This is a genomic window from Oceanobacillus rekensis, from assembly GCF_002153375.1.
In the GTDB taxonomy this organism is placed as follows: Bacteria; Bacillota; Bacilli; order Bacillales; family Amphibacillaceae; genus Oceanobacillus; species Oceanobacillus rekensis.
In genome coordinates this window covers 218,128-237,180 of sequence record NZ_MTBQ01000004.1, presented here as the reverse complement: position 1 = coordinate 237,180, position 19,053 = coordinate 218,128, and the positions used below count along the sequence as shown (strand labels likewise).

At 37.4% G+C, this 19,053-nt stretch carries 19 protein-coding genes; 16 read left to right on the top strand and 3 right to left on the bottom strand.

Annotated features, from left to right (window positions below):
* The first annotated feature begins 6 nt into the window (after positions 1 to 6).
* From BV906_RS11905 to cypC, 4 genes are all read left to right on the top strand, one after another.
* Positions 7 to 489, top strand: a complete 483-nt coding sequence (locus tag BV906_RS11905; RefSeq protein WP_087973756.1) for a Na+/H+ antiporter subunit E — start codon at positions 7 to 9, stop codon at positions 487 to 489.
* Positions 489 to 773 carry a Na(+)/H(+) antiporter subunit F1 gene (locus BV906_RS11900; protein ID WP_087973755.1) on the top strand — a complete coding sequence of 95 codons (285 nt, stop codon included), beginning with the start codon at positions 489 to 491 and terminating at the stop codon, positions 771 to 773. The genes BV906_RS11905 and BV906_RS11900 overlap by 1 nt, the downstream gene beginning before the upstream one ends.
* Positions 751 to 1,122 (top strand): Na+/H+ antiporter subunit G, encoded by a 372-nt coding sequence (locus BV906_RS11895; protein ID WP_087973754.1) that lies wholly within the window; start codon positions 751 to 753, stop codon positions 1,120 to 1,122. The genes BV906_RS11900 and BV906_RS11895 overlap by 23 nt, the downstream gene beginning before the upstream one ends.
* A gap of 249 nt (positions 1,123 to 1,371) precedes the next feature.
* A complete protein-coding gene (cypC, locus tag BV906_RS11890) occupies positions 1,372 to 2,628 on the top strand; it encodes a CYP152 family fatty-acid peroxygenase CypC (RefSeq protein WP_176330337.1) in 1,257 nt (418 codons plus the stop codon).
* 52 nt (positions 2,629 to 2,680) lie between these two features.
* Here the strand turns inward: cypC and BV906_RS11885 are convergent, their stop codons facing one another.
* On the bottom strand, positions 2,681 to 3,418 hold the full coding sequence (locus BV906_RS11885) for a gamma-glutamyl-gamma-aminobutyrate hydrolase family protein (protein WP_087973753.1): 738 nt from the start codon (positions 3,416 to 3,418) through the stop codon (positions 2,681 to 2,683).
* 254 nt (positions 3,419 to 3,672) lie between these two features.
* Here BV906_RS11885 and BV906_RS11880 point away from each other — a divergent pair, with 254 nt between their 5' ends.
* The gene (locus BV906_RS11880) at positions 3,673 to 4,461 is read left to right on the top strand and encodes an ion transporter (RefSeq protein ID WP_087973752.1); all 789 of its coding nucleotides are present in this window, start codon (positions 3,673 to 3,675) and stop codon (positions 4,459 to 4,461) included.
* Positions 4,462 to 4,488: 27 nt separating this feature from the next.
* On the top strand, positions 4,489 to 5,124 hold the full coding sequence (locus BV906_RS11875) for a pentapeptide repeat-containing protein (RefSeq protein ID WP_087973751.1): 636 nt from the start codon (positions 4,489 to 4,491) through the stop codon (positions 5,122 to 5,124).
* Between the two features lie 74 nt (positions 5,125 to 5,198).
* Here the strand turns inward: BV906_RS11875 and BV906_RS11870 are convergent, their stop codons facing one another.
* Complete coding sequence (locus tag BV906_RS11870; protein WP_087973750.1) at positions 5,199 to 6,212, bottom strand: LLM class flavin-dependent oxidoreductase; 1,014 nt, start codon at positions 6,210 to 6,212, stop codon at positions 5,199 to 5,201.
* Positions 6,213 to 6,521: 309 nt separating this feature from the next.
* On the opposite strand from BV906_RS11870, the gene rlmN reads away from it, so the two are divergent.
* Positions 6,522 to 7,589, top strand: coding sequence for a dual-specificity RNA methyltransferase RlmN (gene rlmN / locus BV906_RS11865; protein WP_087973749.1), 1,068 nt, complete (start codon positions 6,522 to 6,524; stop codon positions 7,587 to 7,589).
* An 81-nt stretch (positions 7,590 to 7,670) separates the two neighbouring features.
* Here the strand turns inward: rlmN and BV906_RS11860 are convergent, their stop codons facing one another.
* Positions 7,671 to 8,921 (bottom strand): GGDEF domain-containing protein, encoded by a 1,251-nt coding sequence (locus tag BV906_RS11860; RefSeq protein ID WP_087973748.1) that lies wholly within the window; start codon positions 8,919 to 8,921, stop codon positions 7,671 to 7,673.
* A gap of 2,046 nt (positions 8,922 to 10,967) precedes the next feature.
* On the opposite strand from BV906_RS11860, the gene BV906_RS11855 reads away from it, so the two are divergent.
* The 9 genes from BV906_RS11855 (at position 10,968) to BV906_RS11815 (ending at position 18,938) form a co-directional block, all read left to right on the top strand.
* Positions 10,968 to 12,161 carry a ParM/StbA family protein gene (locus BV906_RS11855; RefSeq protein ID WP_087973747.1) on the top strand — a complete coding sequence of 398 codons (1,194 nt, stop codon included), beginning with the start codon at positions 10,968 to 10,970 and terminating at the stop codon, positions 12,159 to 12,161.
* 13 nt (positions 12,162 to 12,174) lie between these two features.
* The gene (locus BV906_RS11850; protein ID WP_087973746.1) at positions 12,175 to 12,696 is read left to right on the top strand and encodes a hypothetical protein; all 522 of its coding nucleotides are present in this window, start codon (positions 12,175 to 12,177) and stop codon (positions 12,694 to 12,696) included.
* A 118-nt stretch (positions 12,697 to 12,814) separates the two neighbouring features.
* Positions 12,815 to 13,348, top strand: a complete 534-nt coding sequence (locus tag BV906_RS11845; RefSeq protein ID WP_087973745.1) for an RNA polymerase sigma factor — start codon at positions 12,815 to 12,817, stop codon at positions 13,346 to 13,348.
* Entirely contained in the window at positions 13,341 to 14,132 is a 792-nt protein-coding gene (locus BV906_RS11840) for a hypothetical protein (RefSeq protein ID WP_087973744.1), read from the top strand. The genes BV906_RS11845 and BV906_RS11840 overlap by 8 nt, the downstream gene beginning before the upstream one ends.
* 140 nt (positions 14,133 to 14,272) lie before the next feature.
* Positions 14,273 to 14,920 (top strand): DUF421 domain-containing protein, encoded by a 648-nt coding sequence (locus BV906_RS11835; RefSeq protein ID WP_087973743.1) that lies wholly within the window; start codon positions 14,273 to 14,275, stop codon positions 14,918 to 14,920.
* A 103-nt stretch (positions 14,921 to 15,023) separates the two neighbouring features.
* Complete coding sequence (locus BV906_RS11830) at positions 15,024 to 15,842, top strand: MBL fold metallo-hydrolase (RefSeq protein ID WP_087974072.1); 819 nt, start codon at positions 15,024 to 15,026, stop codon at positions 15,840 to 15,842.
* 175 nt (positions 15,843 to 16,017) lie between these two features.
* Positions 16,018 to 17,001 carry an ABC transporter substrate-binding protein gene (locus BV906_RS11825; RefSeq protein ID WP_087973742.1) on the top strand — a complete coding sequence of 328 codons (984 nt, stop codon included), beginning with the start codon at positions 16,018 to 16,020 and terminating at the stop codon, positions 16,999 to 17,001.
* A gap of 157 nt (positions 17,002 to 17,158) precedes the next feature.
* A complete protein-coding gene (locus BV906_RS11820) occupies positions 17,159 to 18,151 on the top strand; it encodes an ABC transporter permease (RefSeq protein WP_087973741.1) in 993 nt (330 codons plus the stop codon).
* Complete coding sequence (locus BV906_RS11815) at positions 18,144 to 18,938, top strand: ABC transporter ATP-binding protein (protein WP_087973740.1); 795 nt, start codon at positions 18,144 to 18,146, stop codon at positions 18,936 to 18,938. The genes BV906_RS11820 and BV906_RS11815 overlap by 8 nt, the downstream gene beginning before the upstream one ends.
* Positions 18,939 to 19,053 lie beyond the last annotated feature (115 nt).

Below are 19,053 nucleotides of genomic sequence, written 5' to 3'. Positions count from 1 at the left end.
CTAAGAATGCCTGCCCAATTTTTATTAAACGTATTTATAGCAGTACTTTGGACATTAATCAGTGATGAAGATGAATTAAAATTTACTACATTGGTAATGGGGTATTTAGTTGGGATTTGCATCGTATTTTTGATGCATCGTTTCTTTGGTGAACGATTTTATTTGAGTCGCTTCTTTGCCTTGGTTAAGCTCTTGTTTATTTTCAATGTAGAGCTATTTTCCTCCACGATACTTGTTCTAAAACATATTCTTAGTCCGAAGATACGAATCAAGCCAGGTATTTTTAAATATGAAACAGATTTGAGAGGCGAATGGGAAATTACTGGGCTAGCTCTGCTTCTAACATTGACTCCAGGATCTGTTGTCATCCAAGTAACGCCTGAGGGTGATGCAGTTTACGTACATGCCATGGATGTAGAGGAGTCAAAGGAAATGCTATTAAGGTCATTGGGGAAATTTGAAAGAGCGATTATGGGGGTGACAAGGTAATGATTGAAGCTATGTTACTTACCGCTCTTTTTATATATGGGATTGCCATTGCGATAAGTGCTTACCGTATTATTGCAGGGCCTAGTCTACCGGATCGAGTTGTTGCCCTTGATATGATTGGAGTAATGCTTGTTTCTTCCATTGCGATTATATCTGTTTTGCAAGGTACAAAAGCATATCTGGAAGTTATTCTTATTCTAGCTATTTTAGCCTTTATTAGTACCATTGCCTTCTCCAAATACATCGAGAGGGGTGTCATAATTGAACGTAAAAGAGATAATTGAATTTATTGCAGCCCTTTTAATGTTAATTGGAGCAATCATGGCTATGATCAGTGCAATTGGCATTATACGTTTCCCTGATGTTTATACACGATCACATGCAGGAACAAAAAGCTCCACATTGGCAGTTTTATTGACACTTACAGGAGCATTTCTTCACTTTGCTGTAGAACAAGGATTTTACAGTGTTAGGCTCCTGCTTGGAATCGTGTTTGTCTTCTTGACTGCTCCAGTGGCAGGACATCTGATTACAAGAGCGGCATATTCAGCAGGTGTAAAAATGGCTGATTCTACTGTTGAAGATGAACTGAAGGATGTTTTTGAAAATAGAGAGGAAGATAAAGGTAAGTAATCTTTTTGTATGATTACTTACTTTTTTTATACAATAAAATTTATCTGGATTAACAGCAATAACTTCACAGACTAAACTGCATTGTCCCAACCCAGCCTTAAAGCAGAAGCAAGACATGCCTTACCTCCGTAATTAAACTCAACAATTACTCTCAATAGTCCAAGGGTTTCCCTTTTTGTTCTTGGTTTCATATGATGCTATCTTGGGAAAACTTACTTATAATGATGCTTTTTTAAAGGAGATAAAAAAATGATTTCAACAATTACGAATTCCAAAGAGGAAGGTTTCGATCATACACTAGCTTTACTTAAAGAAGGATATGAGTTTATTCCAAAACGAATGAGTGATTCCGAATCAGAAATAGTTGAAACACGTTTATTAGGAAAGAAAGCAATTTGTATAAGTGGCAAAGAAGCAGCCGAAATTTTCTATAATACGGATCGGTTTAAGAGAAAGGGTGTTGCGCCCGGTCGAATAAAAAAGTCCCTTTTTGGGGAGGGTGGCGTTCAAGGAATGGATGGTGAAGAACATCGTCACCGTAAAGCGATGTTTATGTCCTTAATGACACAGGAACGATTGAAAATATTGGATGAAATCACCGAGATGCAATGGGAAATAGCAATTGACCAATGGGAGAATATGGACGCTGTTGTACTGTTTGAAGAAACGGAGAAAATCATGTGTCGTGTTGCCTGTATGTGGGCAGGTGTACCATTATGGGCCAAGGAGCTAGAACTTCGGACGTTAGATCTTAGTGCCATGATTGATGCTTTCGGTGCTGTCGGTCCAAGACATTGGGAAGGCAGAAGGGCACGTAACCGAACAGAACGATGGATATCCTATATTATTAGACAGGTACGAACAGGGAAGATGGGTGCTGAAGAAGATACTGCATTACATCAGATTGCTTGGCATGAAGACCTGAATGGCAATCTGCTTCCTATAAAAACCGCTGCCGTGGAACTAATCAATATTTTACGCCCAATTGTTGCTATAGGGAGATTTATTACCTTTGGTGCTGTTGCTTTATATGAACATCCCGAAAAGCGGGAACAGATAGTTACTAACGAAGCTGATTTTCGGAAAATGTTTATCCAGGAAGTACGACGTTATTACCCATTCGGTCCATTTCTTGGTGCAATCGTCCGTGAAGACTTTACCTGGAAAGACCATGAATTTAAAAAGGGAAGGCTAGTATTACTGGATCTGTATGGTACGAATCATAGTTCAGAAATATGGGAATATCCGGATGTATTTTGGCCGGAAAGATTTGCTGAATGGGATGGCAGTCCATTCAACTTTATTCCGCAGGGTGGCGGGGAATATGACATTGGTCATCGCTGTGCCGGTGAAGGGATTACTGTTCAAATCATGAATATAAGCCTTTACTACTTAGCGGGTAAGATTAACTATGATGTCCCTATGCAGGATTTGAGCTATCGGCTGAATAGGGTTCCAACCATACCAAAAAGCAGGTTTGTCATGAAAAATGTCAGACGTATATAATATGTATTCAGGGGATTGTGAAACCACTAAATATAGTAAAAATAAGACCAGTTTAGTTACTGGTCTTATTTTTATCTCTATTTTTCACACATGCTTGTTGGAAAGACATTAATAGATGGAGCATCTTTGTATTAACGGCAAATAATTCTTCAGGATGAAATTGCAGTCCAAGGATGAATTGGCCTTTATCTTTAGCTTCTACGGCTTCGATGACATTATCTTCTGAAACGGCTGTGACTTTTAGACAATCAGCCAGTTGATCAATGGCCTGGTGATGCTTGCTGTTAACCATAGCCTTCTTTTCCCCAAATAAATGGAAAAGTTGGCTATCTTCCATGATGTTGATTTCATGTGTCGGTAATTTTCGGTATGCTTCCTGAATGTGCTCTGCCTCGAGATTCTGGTTCATTGTCCCTCCAAGAGCAACATTAATGACCGCAAGACCACGGCAGGTACCCATAATTGGTATGTTTTTATCTACCGCATACTGTACGAGTGGTAACTCTGTTTCATCCCTTGCGAAATTGATCTTTTGCAGCTCTTCTGAAGGGTCCTGATTATATCTTGAAGGGTCCACATCCTCACCACTTGTAAAAATAATGCCATCACAAATAGATACATATTCTTTGGCTAGAGCCGCATTAGAAACAGGAATAACTATTGGTATTCCACCAATTTCAGTAACGGATTTAACATACTGATGGTTTGTATGGACAGCAGGGTTAATTTCCCCTTTTACTTTCATATCCATAATGGAGCTCGTTAATCCGATAATTGGTTTCTTCTTCATTTTCCCACTCCTTATCCCTATTCATATACCCATGTTTGCCTGATAACTAATCCTATTTATAAGAAAAATTAATATTAGGGTATTTGGCAGAGTGACTTTGACGACAAACCCAGTTAACGGTTTGACCAATTTTATTGGTGTGAGAGTTAGAGTTAGTTAAAAATATTAATTAAGAAAAAATGACAATTCATCAGAAAAAGTGACAGATGCGGAACAAGAAAGTAAAATACTCGGTGAGGGGGAAGAATTTTATTATGAATGATTTAAGAAAAAAATGCGCGGAAATCTCCGAGCATCCTATATTTATGAATATAATTATTGGCTTAATCCTAATCAATGCAATCTTAGTGGGACTAGAGACATACTCATACTTCGCTACTAATTTTTCAGATTGGATTTATATAGCTGATCAATTTTTACTTTGGATTTTTACGATAGAAATTCTAATTCGGCTTATTGGAAGCAAGTCAATAGGATCGTTCTTCAAAGATCCATGGAATGTATTTGACTTTCTTATTGTGGCAAGTGGACATATATTAATTGGAGCTCATTATGTAACGGTATTAAGAGTATTGCGGGTTCTCCGTGTAATGAGGGCCGTTTCGATTATTCCATCCCTTCGCCGTATGGTAAATGCCCTCCTGCTTACAATCCCGTCAATGGGAACGATTATGTTATTGCTTGGGATATTCTTTTACATTTATGGAGTAATCGGGACGATGATGTTTCAATCGATTGCACCAGAGTATTTTGGTACGCTACATGATTCTTTGTTATCGCTATTTCAAGTTATTACACTTGAGTCATGGGCAAGTGGTGTGATGAGACCAATACTAGAACAAGACCCCTCAGCCTGGTGGTATTTCGTTACATTTATTTTAATCGGCTCCTTTGTCATTGTTAATTTATTTGTTGGTGTTGTCGTTAACAATGTAGAAGAGGCAAGCAGAGAAGAAAAGCCCACTCCAACGGATATTAAGCTTGCTGAAGTACAGAAGGAACTACAAGATATTAAGAGGTTGCTGGAAAAGAAAGAGGAATAGAGGTTTCCCGGAAAGGAGCTCGATTGTATGGCAGGTATTATAATTCAAAAACCAAAAATGGCTCATGGTCTGCCGGTGGAACCCTTTGAAGTGAAAGAAGAACTCTATTATCATCGTATGACCATTAAAGACTGTTCGATATTCGGGGAGAATATCCATCGCATCACATTTGATGAAGTCATGTTTCAAAATGTTGTTTTTGAAGAAGTAACATTTAAAAATATTGAGCTTACCGACTGTATTTTCGATCACTGTGACTTATCAAATGCTGATTTCAGCGAGGGAAGTATCCACCGGGTGGAGTTCAAGAACTCTAAAATGCTTGGTACAAATTTTTCTGATGCCTCACTTGGCAATGTCAGATTTGATACATGTCAAGGTAATTTAAGTTCTTTTGGGTTTGCGAAGTTAAAGCAGGTTCTATTTGAAGATTGTTCACTTCATAACGGGGATTTTTTTGAATGTAATTTTCATAAGGTAGCTTTTGAAAGATGTAGTTTAAACGAAGTAAACTTTGCAAATACGTCATTAGACGGAGTTGATTTAAGCAGTTGTTCATTCGACCAGCTGCAAGTATCATTGGATAGCCTGCGAGGTTGCATGGTTAATACGGAACAGGCAATTGGATTTGCGAGAATTCTTGGATTAGAGATAAAGGAATAAGAATAGAGCCTCCAATAGCACCCTGCTATCTGTTGGAGGCTCTATATCTTTGTTTTGGCCTCGGCCTTTACCTTTTAGTCCATCAACTCTGATACTATTTCATAGGAACGTAGGCGATCTTCCAGATGATATATTTGAGAGCTTATGATGATTTCATCTGCTTTTGTGGATTCCTGGAAAGCAGCAAGGCCTTTTCTCACGGTATCCGGGGTACCTACAATCGTTGTGCGTGGATCAAGTGATTCTTCCACAGCTGCTTTTTCCATAGGTGACCATATTTCATCCATATTTTCAACTGGTGGCAATAGCTTCGTTGCTTCCCCACGACGTAAATTTAAAAACTGTAATTGATGGGAGCTTGCTAAATACTTTGCCTTTTCTTCTGTCTCAGCTGCGATAACATTTACCCCCACCATTGCATATGGCTTTTTTAGCGTATCTGAGGGCTCAAAGTTATCTCGATATAGTTTTAGTGCAGGAATGGTGTACGCAGGCGCAAAGTGGCTTGCAAAGGAGAAATGCAATCCTTTTTGTGCCGCAAGTCTTGCACTAAAGTCACTGGATCCAAGTAACCATAGAGGAATAGCAAGACCTTGGCCGGGAACAGCTTTTACACGGGAAACTGGTGTACTTGAGAAATAATCCTGCAGTTCATTAACTTGCATTGGAAAATCATTCGGCCCCATATTCAATGTTCGTCTTAAAGCATAGGCTGTAGCCTGGTCACTTCCCGGAGCACGACCTAACCCAAGGTCAATTCGACCTGGAAAAAGCGATTCAAGTGTACCGAACTGCTCAGCAATAACTAATGTAGCATGGTTAGGGAGCATAACACCACCAGAGCCAACGCGCATATGATTGGTATTTGCTGCAATATGTCCAATAAGTACTGAGGTAGCTGAACTAGCAATCCCAGGCATATTATGATGTTCGGCAAGCCAATAGCGATTAAACCCCCAATTTTCAGCATGCTGGGCTAATTCAACACTCTCTTTGAAGGACTGTGTCGCATTACTTCCTTCTGCAATAGGTGCAAGATCTAGAACAGATAAGGGAATATTATTGAATTTCTTTATAGTAGATACCATTACTTCACTCCTCCGTAGAACTTTGTTTTATTAGTAAGAAATGATACTGGTTTTTGGTGGGGGAGTCTAATTATTAGCTTTATGTGGCGATATAACGCAAGCAATTTCCATGAGAACTGTTTAAAGAATGAATTGGAAGGGAATGCTGGAGTTTAAAATATAAGTAAATGCCCTAAAGACCCAACGACTGTACTTGCGATATAACGCTCCTATCCATGCTAAACCAAATGAAAAACCATTTGCTACAATGTCCCAGATGGAGTAAACTGTAGGATAGGGAAGAGCAATGAATCGAAATGAGGGTATACAATGAGTAAAACATCCATTTATGGACTAACATATGAAAAACTTACGGAATGGCTTATAGAGCATGGAGAAAAGCGTTTCCGTGCCGATCAAGTATGGAACTGGTTATATAAAAAGCGCATTTCAAATTTTGATGAGATGAGAAATGTGAATAAGGAAACAATCGAGCTTCTGGATGATAATTTTGTCCTGCATACGTTAGGGGAAGAAATCAGACAGGAGTCGAAGGATGGAACGATTAAATTCTTGTTTAAGCTGGAAGATGGGAATTTAATTGAAACGGTATTGATGCGTTTTGCATACGGATTATCTGTTTGTGTGACAACACAAGTAGGGTGTAATATCGGCTGTACGTTCTGTGCAAGTGGTCTTTTAAGAAAAAGCCGAGATTTATCGAGTGGTGAAATAGTTGAACAGATTATGAATGTACAAAAACACTTGGATACAAGAGGCGAAGAGGAGCGTGTCAGCCATATCGTTGTCATGGGTATTGGTGAACCGTTTGATAACTACAACAATCTAATGGACTTCCTTCATGTCGTAAATGATGATCGCGGTCTTAATATTGGTGCAAGACATATTACGGTTTCAACTAGTGGACTCGCCCATAAAATTTACGAATTTGCGGATGAAGATCTACAAGTAAACTTAGCTATTTCACTTCACGCACCGAATAACGAACTTCGGACGAAGATTATGAAGATCAATAAGGCATTTCCAATCGAAAAGCTGATGAAATCGGTGGATTACTACCTGGAGAAGAAAAACAGACGTATTACCTATGAGTATATTATGCTGAGAGATGTAAACGATCATAGGGAAGAAGCAATACAATTGGCAAATTTGATCAAAAATCATCGTCATTTAGCCTATGTTAATCTAATCCCTTACAATACGGTAGATGAGCATATTGAGTATCAACGAAGTCAATCCGATTCTATCCAGGCTTTCTTTGAAACGCTTAAAGAAAGAGGAATTAACTGTGGCGTTCGTTGGGAAAACGGAGCAGATATTGATGCTGCATGTGGGCAGTTAAGAAGTAAACAGATTAAGAAATCAAAAGCTGTATAAACAAACAATAGAACCCCCTAAATCTAACAATTAGATGAGGGGGTTAACTTATATTCCTATAATTTTGTAGTAAGGCTGCTATTATGCCCTTTTCGATGGTAAGTCAATTATAGAATTTAAAGTGGAGACTTGATTTTTTCCTCTATTTTTTGCTTCAAAAAGCAGATCATCTGCATGTACATATGCATCTTTAATATTAGTTTCTGAATTAGACTGATAAAAATATAAACCAAATGACGCAGTATACGAGATGGTTATCTGCTTTGACTTAAATTGTGCAACTGCAGGTGTATTTTGAATGCTATTTTGCAATTGTTCAACCAATCGCACGCATCCTATATAACTTCTATTCCTTAAAATAATGGTAAATTCCTCTCCACCACTTCGGAATAGGTAATCCCCATCACTCAGCATGCCTTTTACAGTTGATGCAAAATGTTGGATGACACTATCACCAACAGTATGATTATATGTGTCATTAACACGTTTAAATGTGTCGATATCTCCAACAATGATACCGATTTCTTCCTCTGTATTGTTTAATTCAATCATAACTTTATTCATATATGTACGATTATGAACCTTTGTGAGAAAATCAGTATATGCCATCTTCTTAAATCGGTCACGCTCTATTTTATCTTGGATGCTTCTGGATTGGAACACCGCAGATCTACTGACAAGGTAATATAAGATAAATAGGGCGATTAGAACTTCCCATTGCTGCTCCAATAGGAAAATGAATAATAAACCGTTAGAGAGTGCCTTTTTTAAAATATCCATGAAGCTTCTGCCTTTAATAAAGTCCCATAAATCCTGTCCAGTATGAAGATTGCCTGATATATGAAATATGATGAGGAGCAGGATTGATGATAGTGTGTCTATAAGAGCAACAATTGTAATCAACAGTCCCCAATAGCCAAATGAAATATCACCAACATAAGGATACAGCCAATAAAAGATAAAATAGCCTAATGAATGGAGTAGTGCTGGCCCTCCAATATTATAAAACGTATGTAAAAACTCATCTTCATCTGCTATTCCGGTCTTTTTACGATAAAAATAAACATAGAACCGATTAACAATTTCAAATAAAAATAAACCTAATGGCCCAGCAAATAATACAAAGGAAAGTCCATAGGAGATGCTGTAATCGATATTTACATTACCTGTTTTAACGACCGTTTTTAAATGTGAATAAAGTGTAGTAAATAAGAGATACACAAAAAACAGATTGAAATAAAGTGATAAATTTATATTTAACGGACCTGATGCAACAGCAACGATTAGTCCAGTTATGAAAATACCAATCAAAAATATCTTTAATTTGTTCATGATAAGGTTGTCCCTTCATAAGCGAATTAGGAAGTTAATGCATTGCAATTGGCCTAGGTAAAATTTACCATTAATTATTATAATAGCATATTTTTACAAAAAGAGTTTGAAAATATAAATAATGTTTAAGATTAATTTTCGGCTTTTTTTCGGAGATATTGTTTCTTTATAATTGTGTAATTGAGATAAACTGCGAACTAAGTTAAGTTCTTCGCCGACCGCTCTGGGAAATACAATTCGCGCATCCGCCCGGAGCGATCCCGGACGGAGGAAAAGCACAATTTATAAAAATCAACCTGCAGTTACTTTGCAGTTTATAGATTTTGTAACATAAGAAACAATTTTCTGGGTGGGGCGAGTGATCACAGTCTTAAATTTTTTCGAATGGAATGAGCAGTTGTAGTTCTAAACTTTAGAAAAACATACTTTGTATAGGATGCAACTATAAAGAGGGACGCTGAACATCTATCCTTTTTTGGATCGTCTAATTGATAGGAAGAGGGGAGGGGGGAAGTAGATTAATTGTATAGATATTAGTTGATTACAAAAATGTTTACATGTGTTCTTTATACGTAGTTTTGTTTTCAATAAAGTATACAAGTACACAAAGTTGTTTGCATATTGATTTTATAGTGAATACAAAATGTTTACATGTATACGGTAAAGAAAACATTTAAATATTTCATGCATACAATGAAAAAGAAATTATTCATTGAGACTGCTTTTATAAAAATTTCTAATAGATTTTTACTTTTAATAAAGTCCCATAAATTCTATCCAATATGATTACCGGAAATATGAATGTTAGGAGCAGGAACGATGCTAGGGTGTTCATAAAAGCAACAATTAGAATTATTAGTCCTTAATAGACAAAAGGTTGTCATATTAACATAAGGATATAGCCCATAAACTATCCTAATGATTGAATTAATACTGCCCCAAAAAATATTATAAAAGTATGTAAAAATTTAACTTCACGGGCTGTCCACGTCTTTTTCCATTAAATGTATACATAAAACCAATTAACTATTTTAAATAAAATTTCCTCCAATGGCCTAACAAATACAAAAGAAAGCCCGTAAGAATTGCTGTAAACGATATTTACATTATCTGTTTTTAAATGCGAACAAAGTGTAGTAAATAAGAGATACACAAAAAAGATCTTCAAATAAGGTAATATATTTATATTTAACGAACAAGATGCAACAGCAATAATTATCCAATTGTGAAAATACGAACCCGAAATAGTTTAAGTTGTACATGAAAGGTTGTTTTTACTTAAAAAAATTAGAAAACTCCCTCACTGGATTACACCTAGGCAATAATCCTTATTTTCCAATTATAATAACGTAAATTATTAATAAGAGTTAGAAAGTGCTTAAGTTTATTTTTAGGTTTTAATAACAGGCTATTTTTTAGTATTACTTCATGATAATTGTCGCGTTTGGTATAAACACCTGTGGCTTAGGATAAGAATCTTTGGTGGACTGCTCTAAGAAATACACTATACGCACCCTAAGGCGGCTGTTGAGCCTTTCAAGTTAACGTATTTCAGTGTCTCACAAGTTCCTCCCTTCCCGGAGGAGTCTCCTTATATTTCACAGACTTGGTTAGAAGAATGCTGATAATTAATAAACTTACAATACCTATATAGCATCATACAGCTTCACCAATCCGGTATCATTCTGGGTGGTGACTCCTACGGGAAAAGCACATACTTTTAAAAAACAACCAGCAGTTACCTCGCAGTTTATATCTTTTCTACAAAACAAATATTTCCAAATCATCTTGGTGAGGGGGAGGGGTAAGAAATAGATTAACATGATAGATATTAGTTGAGTGCAATAATGTTTACATGTATACTTTGGTAGTAATGTTGTTTTCAATAATGTAAACAAGTACACAAAATCGTTTGCATGCTGATTTAATAACGAATGCAGAATGTTTACATGTATACGGTAAAGAAAACATGTAAACGTTGTTGTATATTCTATGAAAAACACTTATTCTAGTAGTATATGGAAATTTAGAGAGGGGTATTAATAAATGGTAAAAACAAGAGTCGCGGCAGTTGATGTCGGAAATGATGCATTAAAAGGAAACTTTGGTAAGCTGGAGAATGAATTATATATTCCGAATGTAATCGCACCTGATTTAGAAGATCGGCCTGTAATAGGAATAGAGGACTTGGATACGAAAGATGTGCTGGATAATATTCATATTCGAGTACACTCTCCTGCTTTAGATGAAAATAATATCATTTATCGTGTTGGTAATCTGGCAACGAAAACAAGTAATTCTCAAGAACTTGATCCAGGCAGTAATAAAGCAGAAGAAGATCAAACAATAATCATGCTTTTAACTGCATTGGCGTTGGATGCAGTTAACACGGATGATTTTTATGCAAGAAATAATATTATTGATGCAACCTATACATTAGGGACTGGACTTCCATTAAGAGAAGTAAAAGAAGGTAAAGATGTCGGATACAGATCCCAGCTTCTTGGATCTGTCCACCAAGTAGAATTTCTTGTAACACCAAAACACCAGGGTAAAAAGGTGAATATTAAATTTGAAGAAGTAAAAGTGTATCCAGAAGGTTTTGCGGCATATGTGAATCTGATTATGGATAATGACTTAAAAGTAATTAATAAGGAATTGATTGATAAGCAGATTTTGATCCAAGATATTGGAGGTTTATCAACAGATATCGCTGTGATTAAAAATCGTAATGTGGATGATGATAAGGCACAAGGATTCAATTTGGGTGTCTCGGAATCGTTGGAAGCAATTCGAGAAGAAATACGCTCGAAACACGGTGTTGAATTGGACAGCCGTCGTGATGTCGTGGATATTATTACGAGAAAAAATGATCGGCACCATATTATGGTAAAAGGAAGCAGAACGAATGTACATGATATAACAGATCATATTCTCCTTGAACTTGCGAAAAAGGAGTATCGCTTCTTAAGAAATGTATGGGCTAAAAACTCACAATCAGAAATCTGCTATTTCATTGGTGGGGGATCTGCAGTACTGAAAGATTATATAATTGCATTGAACAATAAACTGGCTGGCTATAATATTGAATTTTTCGAGGATGAAAATGAGAGTATTTGGATGATGGCAAATGCCTATTATAAATTGATAACTGATTTTATCCGTAAAAATGAAATTAAAGCTGATAAAGCTGATAAAGGTATCAAGGTAGAAGAAAAAACGACTTCAAAGGCAAAATAAGTAGGGTGAGATCATGTCGAAAAATAGTATAGAGAGGGGACAATCCATTACTTTCCGTGTTCCCTCCGATACGCCTGATTATCTATTAAAGCAATTGCAGAACCTGAAGGAAACCGAACGAAGGAATTTTTCAGGTAAGGTTGCCAGTTTTGTACTTAAAGGGGTTAATGAAACCTTTGTTAGAGAAAAGGAAACAGTAACAATCCCGCTGCCAAAGCAGCTTACAAAAGAACAGAGGAGCTGGCTGAAGCATGAGCATTCAGAAGCGCTTATTGGAAGTATCCTTTATCATCTATTAAGTGATCCAATGCGGGCAACCAGCTTGCTGGCAGCGATGAACAGTAATACAAGTAATATTGATGAAGCGTTATATCTTCAAGAAGAACCTGTGAAAGTAGTAGAAAAAGAGCCAAAACCGGAAATAGATCTGGATGATTTTAGTCTTGATGGTCTGGATTTGCATGAAGAAGAAATAGTGGAAGAAGAAGAGGATGAAGATCCTTTAGATGATTTCTTCTCCAGTATGAATAAATAATATAGCGAATACCGAATAGGATGAAAATCTTATTCGGTATTTTTTTAATGCATTGAAAACTTTTTACAAGTGGAGAAGGTATATAGTATAGAGCGATTGATAAAGGGGGGTATTGCTGTTGGCTGATCAGGAAATAAAACTCATCAAAAAGATAAGAAAAGGGAATCAACACGCCTTTAAGAAGCTATATGACATGTACGTAGATTATTCACTTCGAACTGCATATGCCATAACAAAGAATAATAGTGATGCATCAGATATTGTGCAAGAAACATTTATCAAAGTATATCGGAACATCAACTCCTATGATACTACGAAACCGTTCAGAGCCTGGTTTTACCAGATATTAGTTAATGAAAGTAGAAGGTATATGAAAAGGAAATCCAAAGATGCAATAAGTATTGAGACAGAACAACTACTGGACCACCTTAATCATCAGTTAGAAAAAGAGCCGGATTTCGAACGGCTGGAATCAGCAATGGAGCAACTAAGTGACGATCATCGTACAGTGCTCATTTTGAAATATTTAAATGGCTTTTCCGAAAAAGAGATTTCCGAAGTTCTTGCGTTAAATGTGAATACGGTAAAGTCTAGGTTGTATAAGGCAAGAATACAGTTAAAAGCAGTTTTGGGAGGTGTTGTTGATGAGTAATGAAAAAATGAATAAACAAATAGAGCAGCTATTAAAAAAGCAGACAGAGGACGCTGTTAATTTAAAAGAAGAAACATGGAATAAAATCAACAGTGAACTATTCTCATCCACAACTGGTAACACATCCAAAAGAAAGAAGAAAAAGAAAGGAATTGGAATTACGATTGCTGGGTTAAGTGTTGCCGCGATAATAACTATCTTTTTTTTAGGAATGACAACAGAACCGGGGCAGGCGATGTTTCACAATCTAAAAGATATGTTTATTCAAGAAAAACAAGAGGAAATCGAGTTGGAAGGTCAGAAAGAAGATACGAATGTACAGTTGGAAGTGAATGAAGAACTTCGTTATATCATCTATATCGATGAAGAACGTTACAAAATGGTTGAGGGTGAGACGATTGATCGAATTGAAACAATCGAACCACTAGGGGATAGATATCCTGATGTTAAAATGGAAATCACACGTTTTGAGAATACTTCCACAGAAGAAGTACTAGAAGAAATTAAACAAACAATTGAAAAAGATGATGAGTTGGAATTGCGCAGAGAAGAGCGAGTTACCGAACCAATTGAAGCAGAAATGATTCAAGGAATGGGACCTGAGACTACAAACGAATCTGGGAAAACAGGTCATCAATGGGATACACCAATTCATAGATATTATGTTACGGATGAAATTGATGGTCAAGTATTTGTTATCAAGCAAGCATACTTCCTTGAGGCGGCAGAAGGACATGGAGCGAGATTTCATTATATGCTGGAAAGCTTTCAAGTAGTTAAATAAATTGCAGAAAGGTATGAATTCTAGATAAAAAATAAAATTAAAAGCGCAATCTACAATGATTGCGCTTCTTTAATGCTACTAGGGAGAATAAAAACTCTATATCTTTAAATACTAATCATAACGGAAGGGAGATATGAACAATGGAATTTGATTGGATATGGAAGGCAATCCTTATTGTTCTGGCAGGTACATTCCTCTTGAGATTGGCTGGCAGGAAATCTATTTCACAAATGACACTTGCGCAAACAGTAATCATGATTGGTATAGGTTCATTATTAATACAGCCGTTAGCAGGCGAAAGTGTATGGACGACTATTGGTGTAGGATTCATCTTGATTTTGACCTTAATTTTTATGGAATATATTCAAATTAAAGGTAATTTCTTTGAAAGAATATTGACTGGTAATGCAAAGATTTTAATTGAGAATGGTACATTGCAGGAGAAAAATTTGAAAAAACTTAGACTCACGGTCGATCAGCTGGAGATGAACCTTAGACAAGCCAATATTTCGAAGATCAGTGATGTTGAATGGGCAACACTCGAACCAAATGGAAAAATTGGGTTTACTTTGAAGCAAGAGGCACAACCAGTAACGAAAAAGGAATTCCGCGAGCTTACTAAACTATTGGCAGAGATAGTTGGAGAAATGCACTCCGATAAAGATAGGAGTTATGAATTGTTGCAGAGATTGGAGAAACAGTCGCTTCCAGCAACTGAGCAGGAGAATCTTTTTGCTGAAGTAAAGCGGAATCATCATAATAATAACCCGCCAAAACATTTACAGTAATATCAAATTGTATTAGGTTAAGTGCTGATTATTGGGGAATGGAATTACATACTAATTTCATGGAGGTTTTTTTGTGGAAAAAAATGATGGTCATGATAAATACATGCCAATGACGTCTGTACAAAGCGGAAATCTGACACAAGTTGCTGATGATGTACATTGTTTTACAAATCAGATTGTCAACCTATGCTTTGTGGGCAATGTGGATAACTGGGTGCTTGTTGATGCCGGAATGCCAAGATCATTCAATAAAGTTATGGAGCAAGTGGAAACCCTTTATGGTGAAGGTGCAAAGCCAAAAGCAATAATCTTAACACATGGACACTTTGATCATGTTGGAGCAGCAGAAGAGCTTGTGAAAAAATGGAATATTCCCGTTTTTGCTCATCCATTGGAAGTCCCCTTTTTAACAGGGAAAGAAAGCTATCCATTTCCAGATCCGAGTGTTGAAGGAGGGATGGTCGCTAAGATTTCTGATTTGTTTCCAGAAGAGCCAATTAATTTAAATGGCAATATATCCCTGCTACCTAATGATGGAACGGTGCCAGGAATGCCAGGCTGGAAATGGCTGCACACTCCTGGGCATGCACCGGGCCATGTGTCTTTATTCCGTGACTCTGATAAACTCCTAATTGCCGGAGATGCATTTACGACGGTAAAACAGGACGAACTGTTAAAGGTAATGATGCAGACAGTTGAAGTTAACGGACCACCTAGATATTTCACTCCGGATTGGAAAGCATCAGAAGCTTCCGTTCAAAAGCTAGCGGCACTCCATCCGGAAAAGGCAATTACCGGACATGGCAGACCAATCTCTGGAGATGATTTGACTGCAGGTCTACAAAAACTTGTGGGGAATTTTAAAAAAATTGCAGTACCAGATTATGGGAAATATGTAAAGGGTGAAAACAAAGAAGAATAGCCCCGAAGAGATGGTTAACTAAGGAGACCGTCTCTTTTTAATGTTAAGGTACTTCTAAAGAATGTAAGGCGATCACTTCAGAGCTATAAAAAAGTTATCGCAAATGAGCAAATAGTATGATATAATCACGTTTAAATATTTAGAAAAAAGACAAGAGTCGAATGGGGGAATAAATGTGAAGAAGTTACTAATGCTCATGCTTGCTGTTCTTGTAATCACATTGGCAGCTTGTGGATCTGATGATGAAACAGATAGCGCATCTTCAGATGATGAAAATACATACCAGGTTGGGGCGACACAGATTGTGGAACATCCTTCGCTTGATACAGCCTATGAAGGGTTTAAAGACGCCTTGACAGACGCAGGACTTGACGTGGAATATGATTTCCAAAGTGCTCAAAATGATCAAAATAATGTAAAGCCAATTTCAGATGGTTTTGTTGCAGATGATGTTGATTTGATTTTTGCAAACTCAACACCTAGTGCGCTTGGTGCCCTTCAGGCAACAAGTGATATCCCGATTGTTTTCACATCTGTGACAGATGCTGTAGATGCTGGTCTTGTGCCGTCGATGGATGAAGCAGGTGAGAACATTACTGGCGTCGTTGATCTTCATCCGGAACAAATTGATAAGACAGTTGAATTCATTGGTACTTACTTTGAAGACGCTACAATAGGTATGGTATACAATGCCGGTGAACAGAACTCTGTAACCCAGGTTGACTCTGTAAAGGCGTCTGCTGAGGAGCAAGGGTTGGAAGTGGTTGAGCGTACAGTAGCGAACTCATCTGAAGTTCAACAGGCTGCAACAACACTTGTCGGTGAAGCAGATGTTTTTTATATCATTACAGATAATACGGTAGTTTCAGCATTGGATAGTGTTGTAGGTGTTGCAAATGAACAGGATATTCCGCTAATCGTGGGTGAGCCTGATTCATTAGCTGGCGGAGGTTTTGCAACATTTGGGATTGATTACCATACAATTGGATACCGTACTGGAGAAATGGCTGCTGAAATCTTGACTGGAGAGAAGTCACCAAGTGATCTCCCTGCTGAATATCCACCAGAGATTCAATTATTCATCAACAAGCAAGGTGCAGAGGAACAAGGTGTTGAATGGAATTCAGAGTGGGATGATAAGGCGCAATTTGTAGAGTAACTTTTTTTCGGAGCCAGGTATAATCTGGCTCCTTTCATATTTGAGATGAATACATATTTTCACTTAGAGTGCATGTTCAAAACGGAAGATAGCGTTCGGTGTGTCTTTTTTACACGACCTTTTGACATCCTCTTAAATGTAGCGGGAGGAAATAATCATGTTTATATCAATGTTTGGCGCTGTAGAATCAGGAGTTATTTATGCCATTATGGCTTTAGGCGTATACCTAACCTTCCGTGTATTGGATTTTCCTGATCTGACAGTGGATGGTAGTTTTGTTACAGGAGCAGCAGTAGCAGCTCTTTCTATTGTGAATGGTGTACCACCAGTTCTTGCAACATTGTTTGCATTACTTGCTGGATTTATAGCAGGCTGTATCACTGGCTTACTACATACAAAAGGTAAGGTAAATGCGTTGCTTGCAGGTATATTAATGATGACAGCTCTCTATTCCGTCAATTTACGCATATTGAGCCAGCCTACTTTATCCATGCTTAATGAGACAACTGTGTTTAATCAGTTGGATACACTCTGGTCTATGACTGGAATAGATGCTGTGTTAAATGGACTTCTTTCTGTAATCGGACTAGATCGATTCCCTAGTACATGGGGCATTGTTATTATTATGTTTCTTGTTACAGTTGTAATTAAGCTTGTTACAGACTTTTACTTGAAGACGGAAGTTGGCCTGGCGTTAAGAGCAATTGGTGATAATAAGAGAATGATCCGAAGTCTCTCTGCAAATACAGATAACCTGACGATTGTCGGTGTTGGAATATCAAATGGACTTGTTGCCCTTTCAGGTGCATTGATTGGTCAGCTTGGTGGATTTGCCGATGTAAATATGGGGATTGGAATGATTGTTATCGGTCTTGCATCCGTTATTATTGGTGAAGCACTATTTGGTACGAAGACAATTGCCAGAGCAACATTGGCTGTCATTGGTGGTGCAATCATATACCGTATGATTGTAACACTTGCGCTAAGAGTGGACTTTTTGGAAACCGGTGATATGAAAATGATTACGGCAATCATTGTTATCTTTGCTTTAGTAGGTCCGAAATTCATTCAAATGAGAAAAGAGAAGAAACGCAGACAGCAAAAACGTCAGGAGCTAAGTGTACAGTCAGGAGGCAGAAAACATGCTTAATATCGCTAATATTTCCGTAACTTTTAACGAAGGTACCTTGGATGAGAAAAAGGCATTAAATGGGATTGATCTTGAATTAGCACAAGGTGATTTTCTTACGGTAATTGGTAGTAATGGAGCAGGGAAATCAACATTGATGAATGTTATCTCGGGAAACACATTACCAGATGTGGGGGACGTTGTAATTAATGGGAAACAGGTCGTTCATTTGCCTGAATATAAACGGTCTGCATTGATTGGGCGGGTTTTCCAGGATCCTATGGCAGGTACAGCACCATCCATGACAATTGAAGAAAACCTTGCAATGGCCTATTCACGTGATAAGAAAAGAAAGCTGAAAATAGGTGTTACGAAAAAAAGAAAAAGCATGTTTCGTGATCATCTGAGAACATTAAACTTGGGGCTTGAAGACCGTCTGTCTGCCAAGGTCGGATTGCTTTCTGGTGGGGAAAGGCAAGCACTCTCACTATTAATGGCCACATTCACCAAACCCAATATCCTTCTGCTTGATGAACATACAGCGGCATTGGATCCATCCCGTGCAGAATTAATTACATCCCTTACTGAGAAAGTGGTCCGGGAATCGGGTCTGACAACTTTAATGGTGACACATAATATGCAACAGGCATTGGATTTAGGGAATCGATTGATTATGATGGATAAAGGGCAAATTATATTTGAGGCACAAGGCGAGGCTAAACAAAAACTAACAGTAGAGAACCTTCTCAAGGAATTCCAAAGGATTCGTGGAGAGCAATTTGAAGACGACCGGGTTGTATTGGGATAATCTGATTTATTCTGCTTATAGAAATAAAAAAACACATGCTATCTCACCACTTGAGTGGGCATGTGTTTTTTGGTGTTTGAGCTAGACTCTTTGATTAATTTTTATTGCTTTAAAT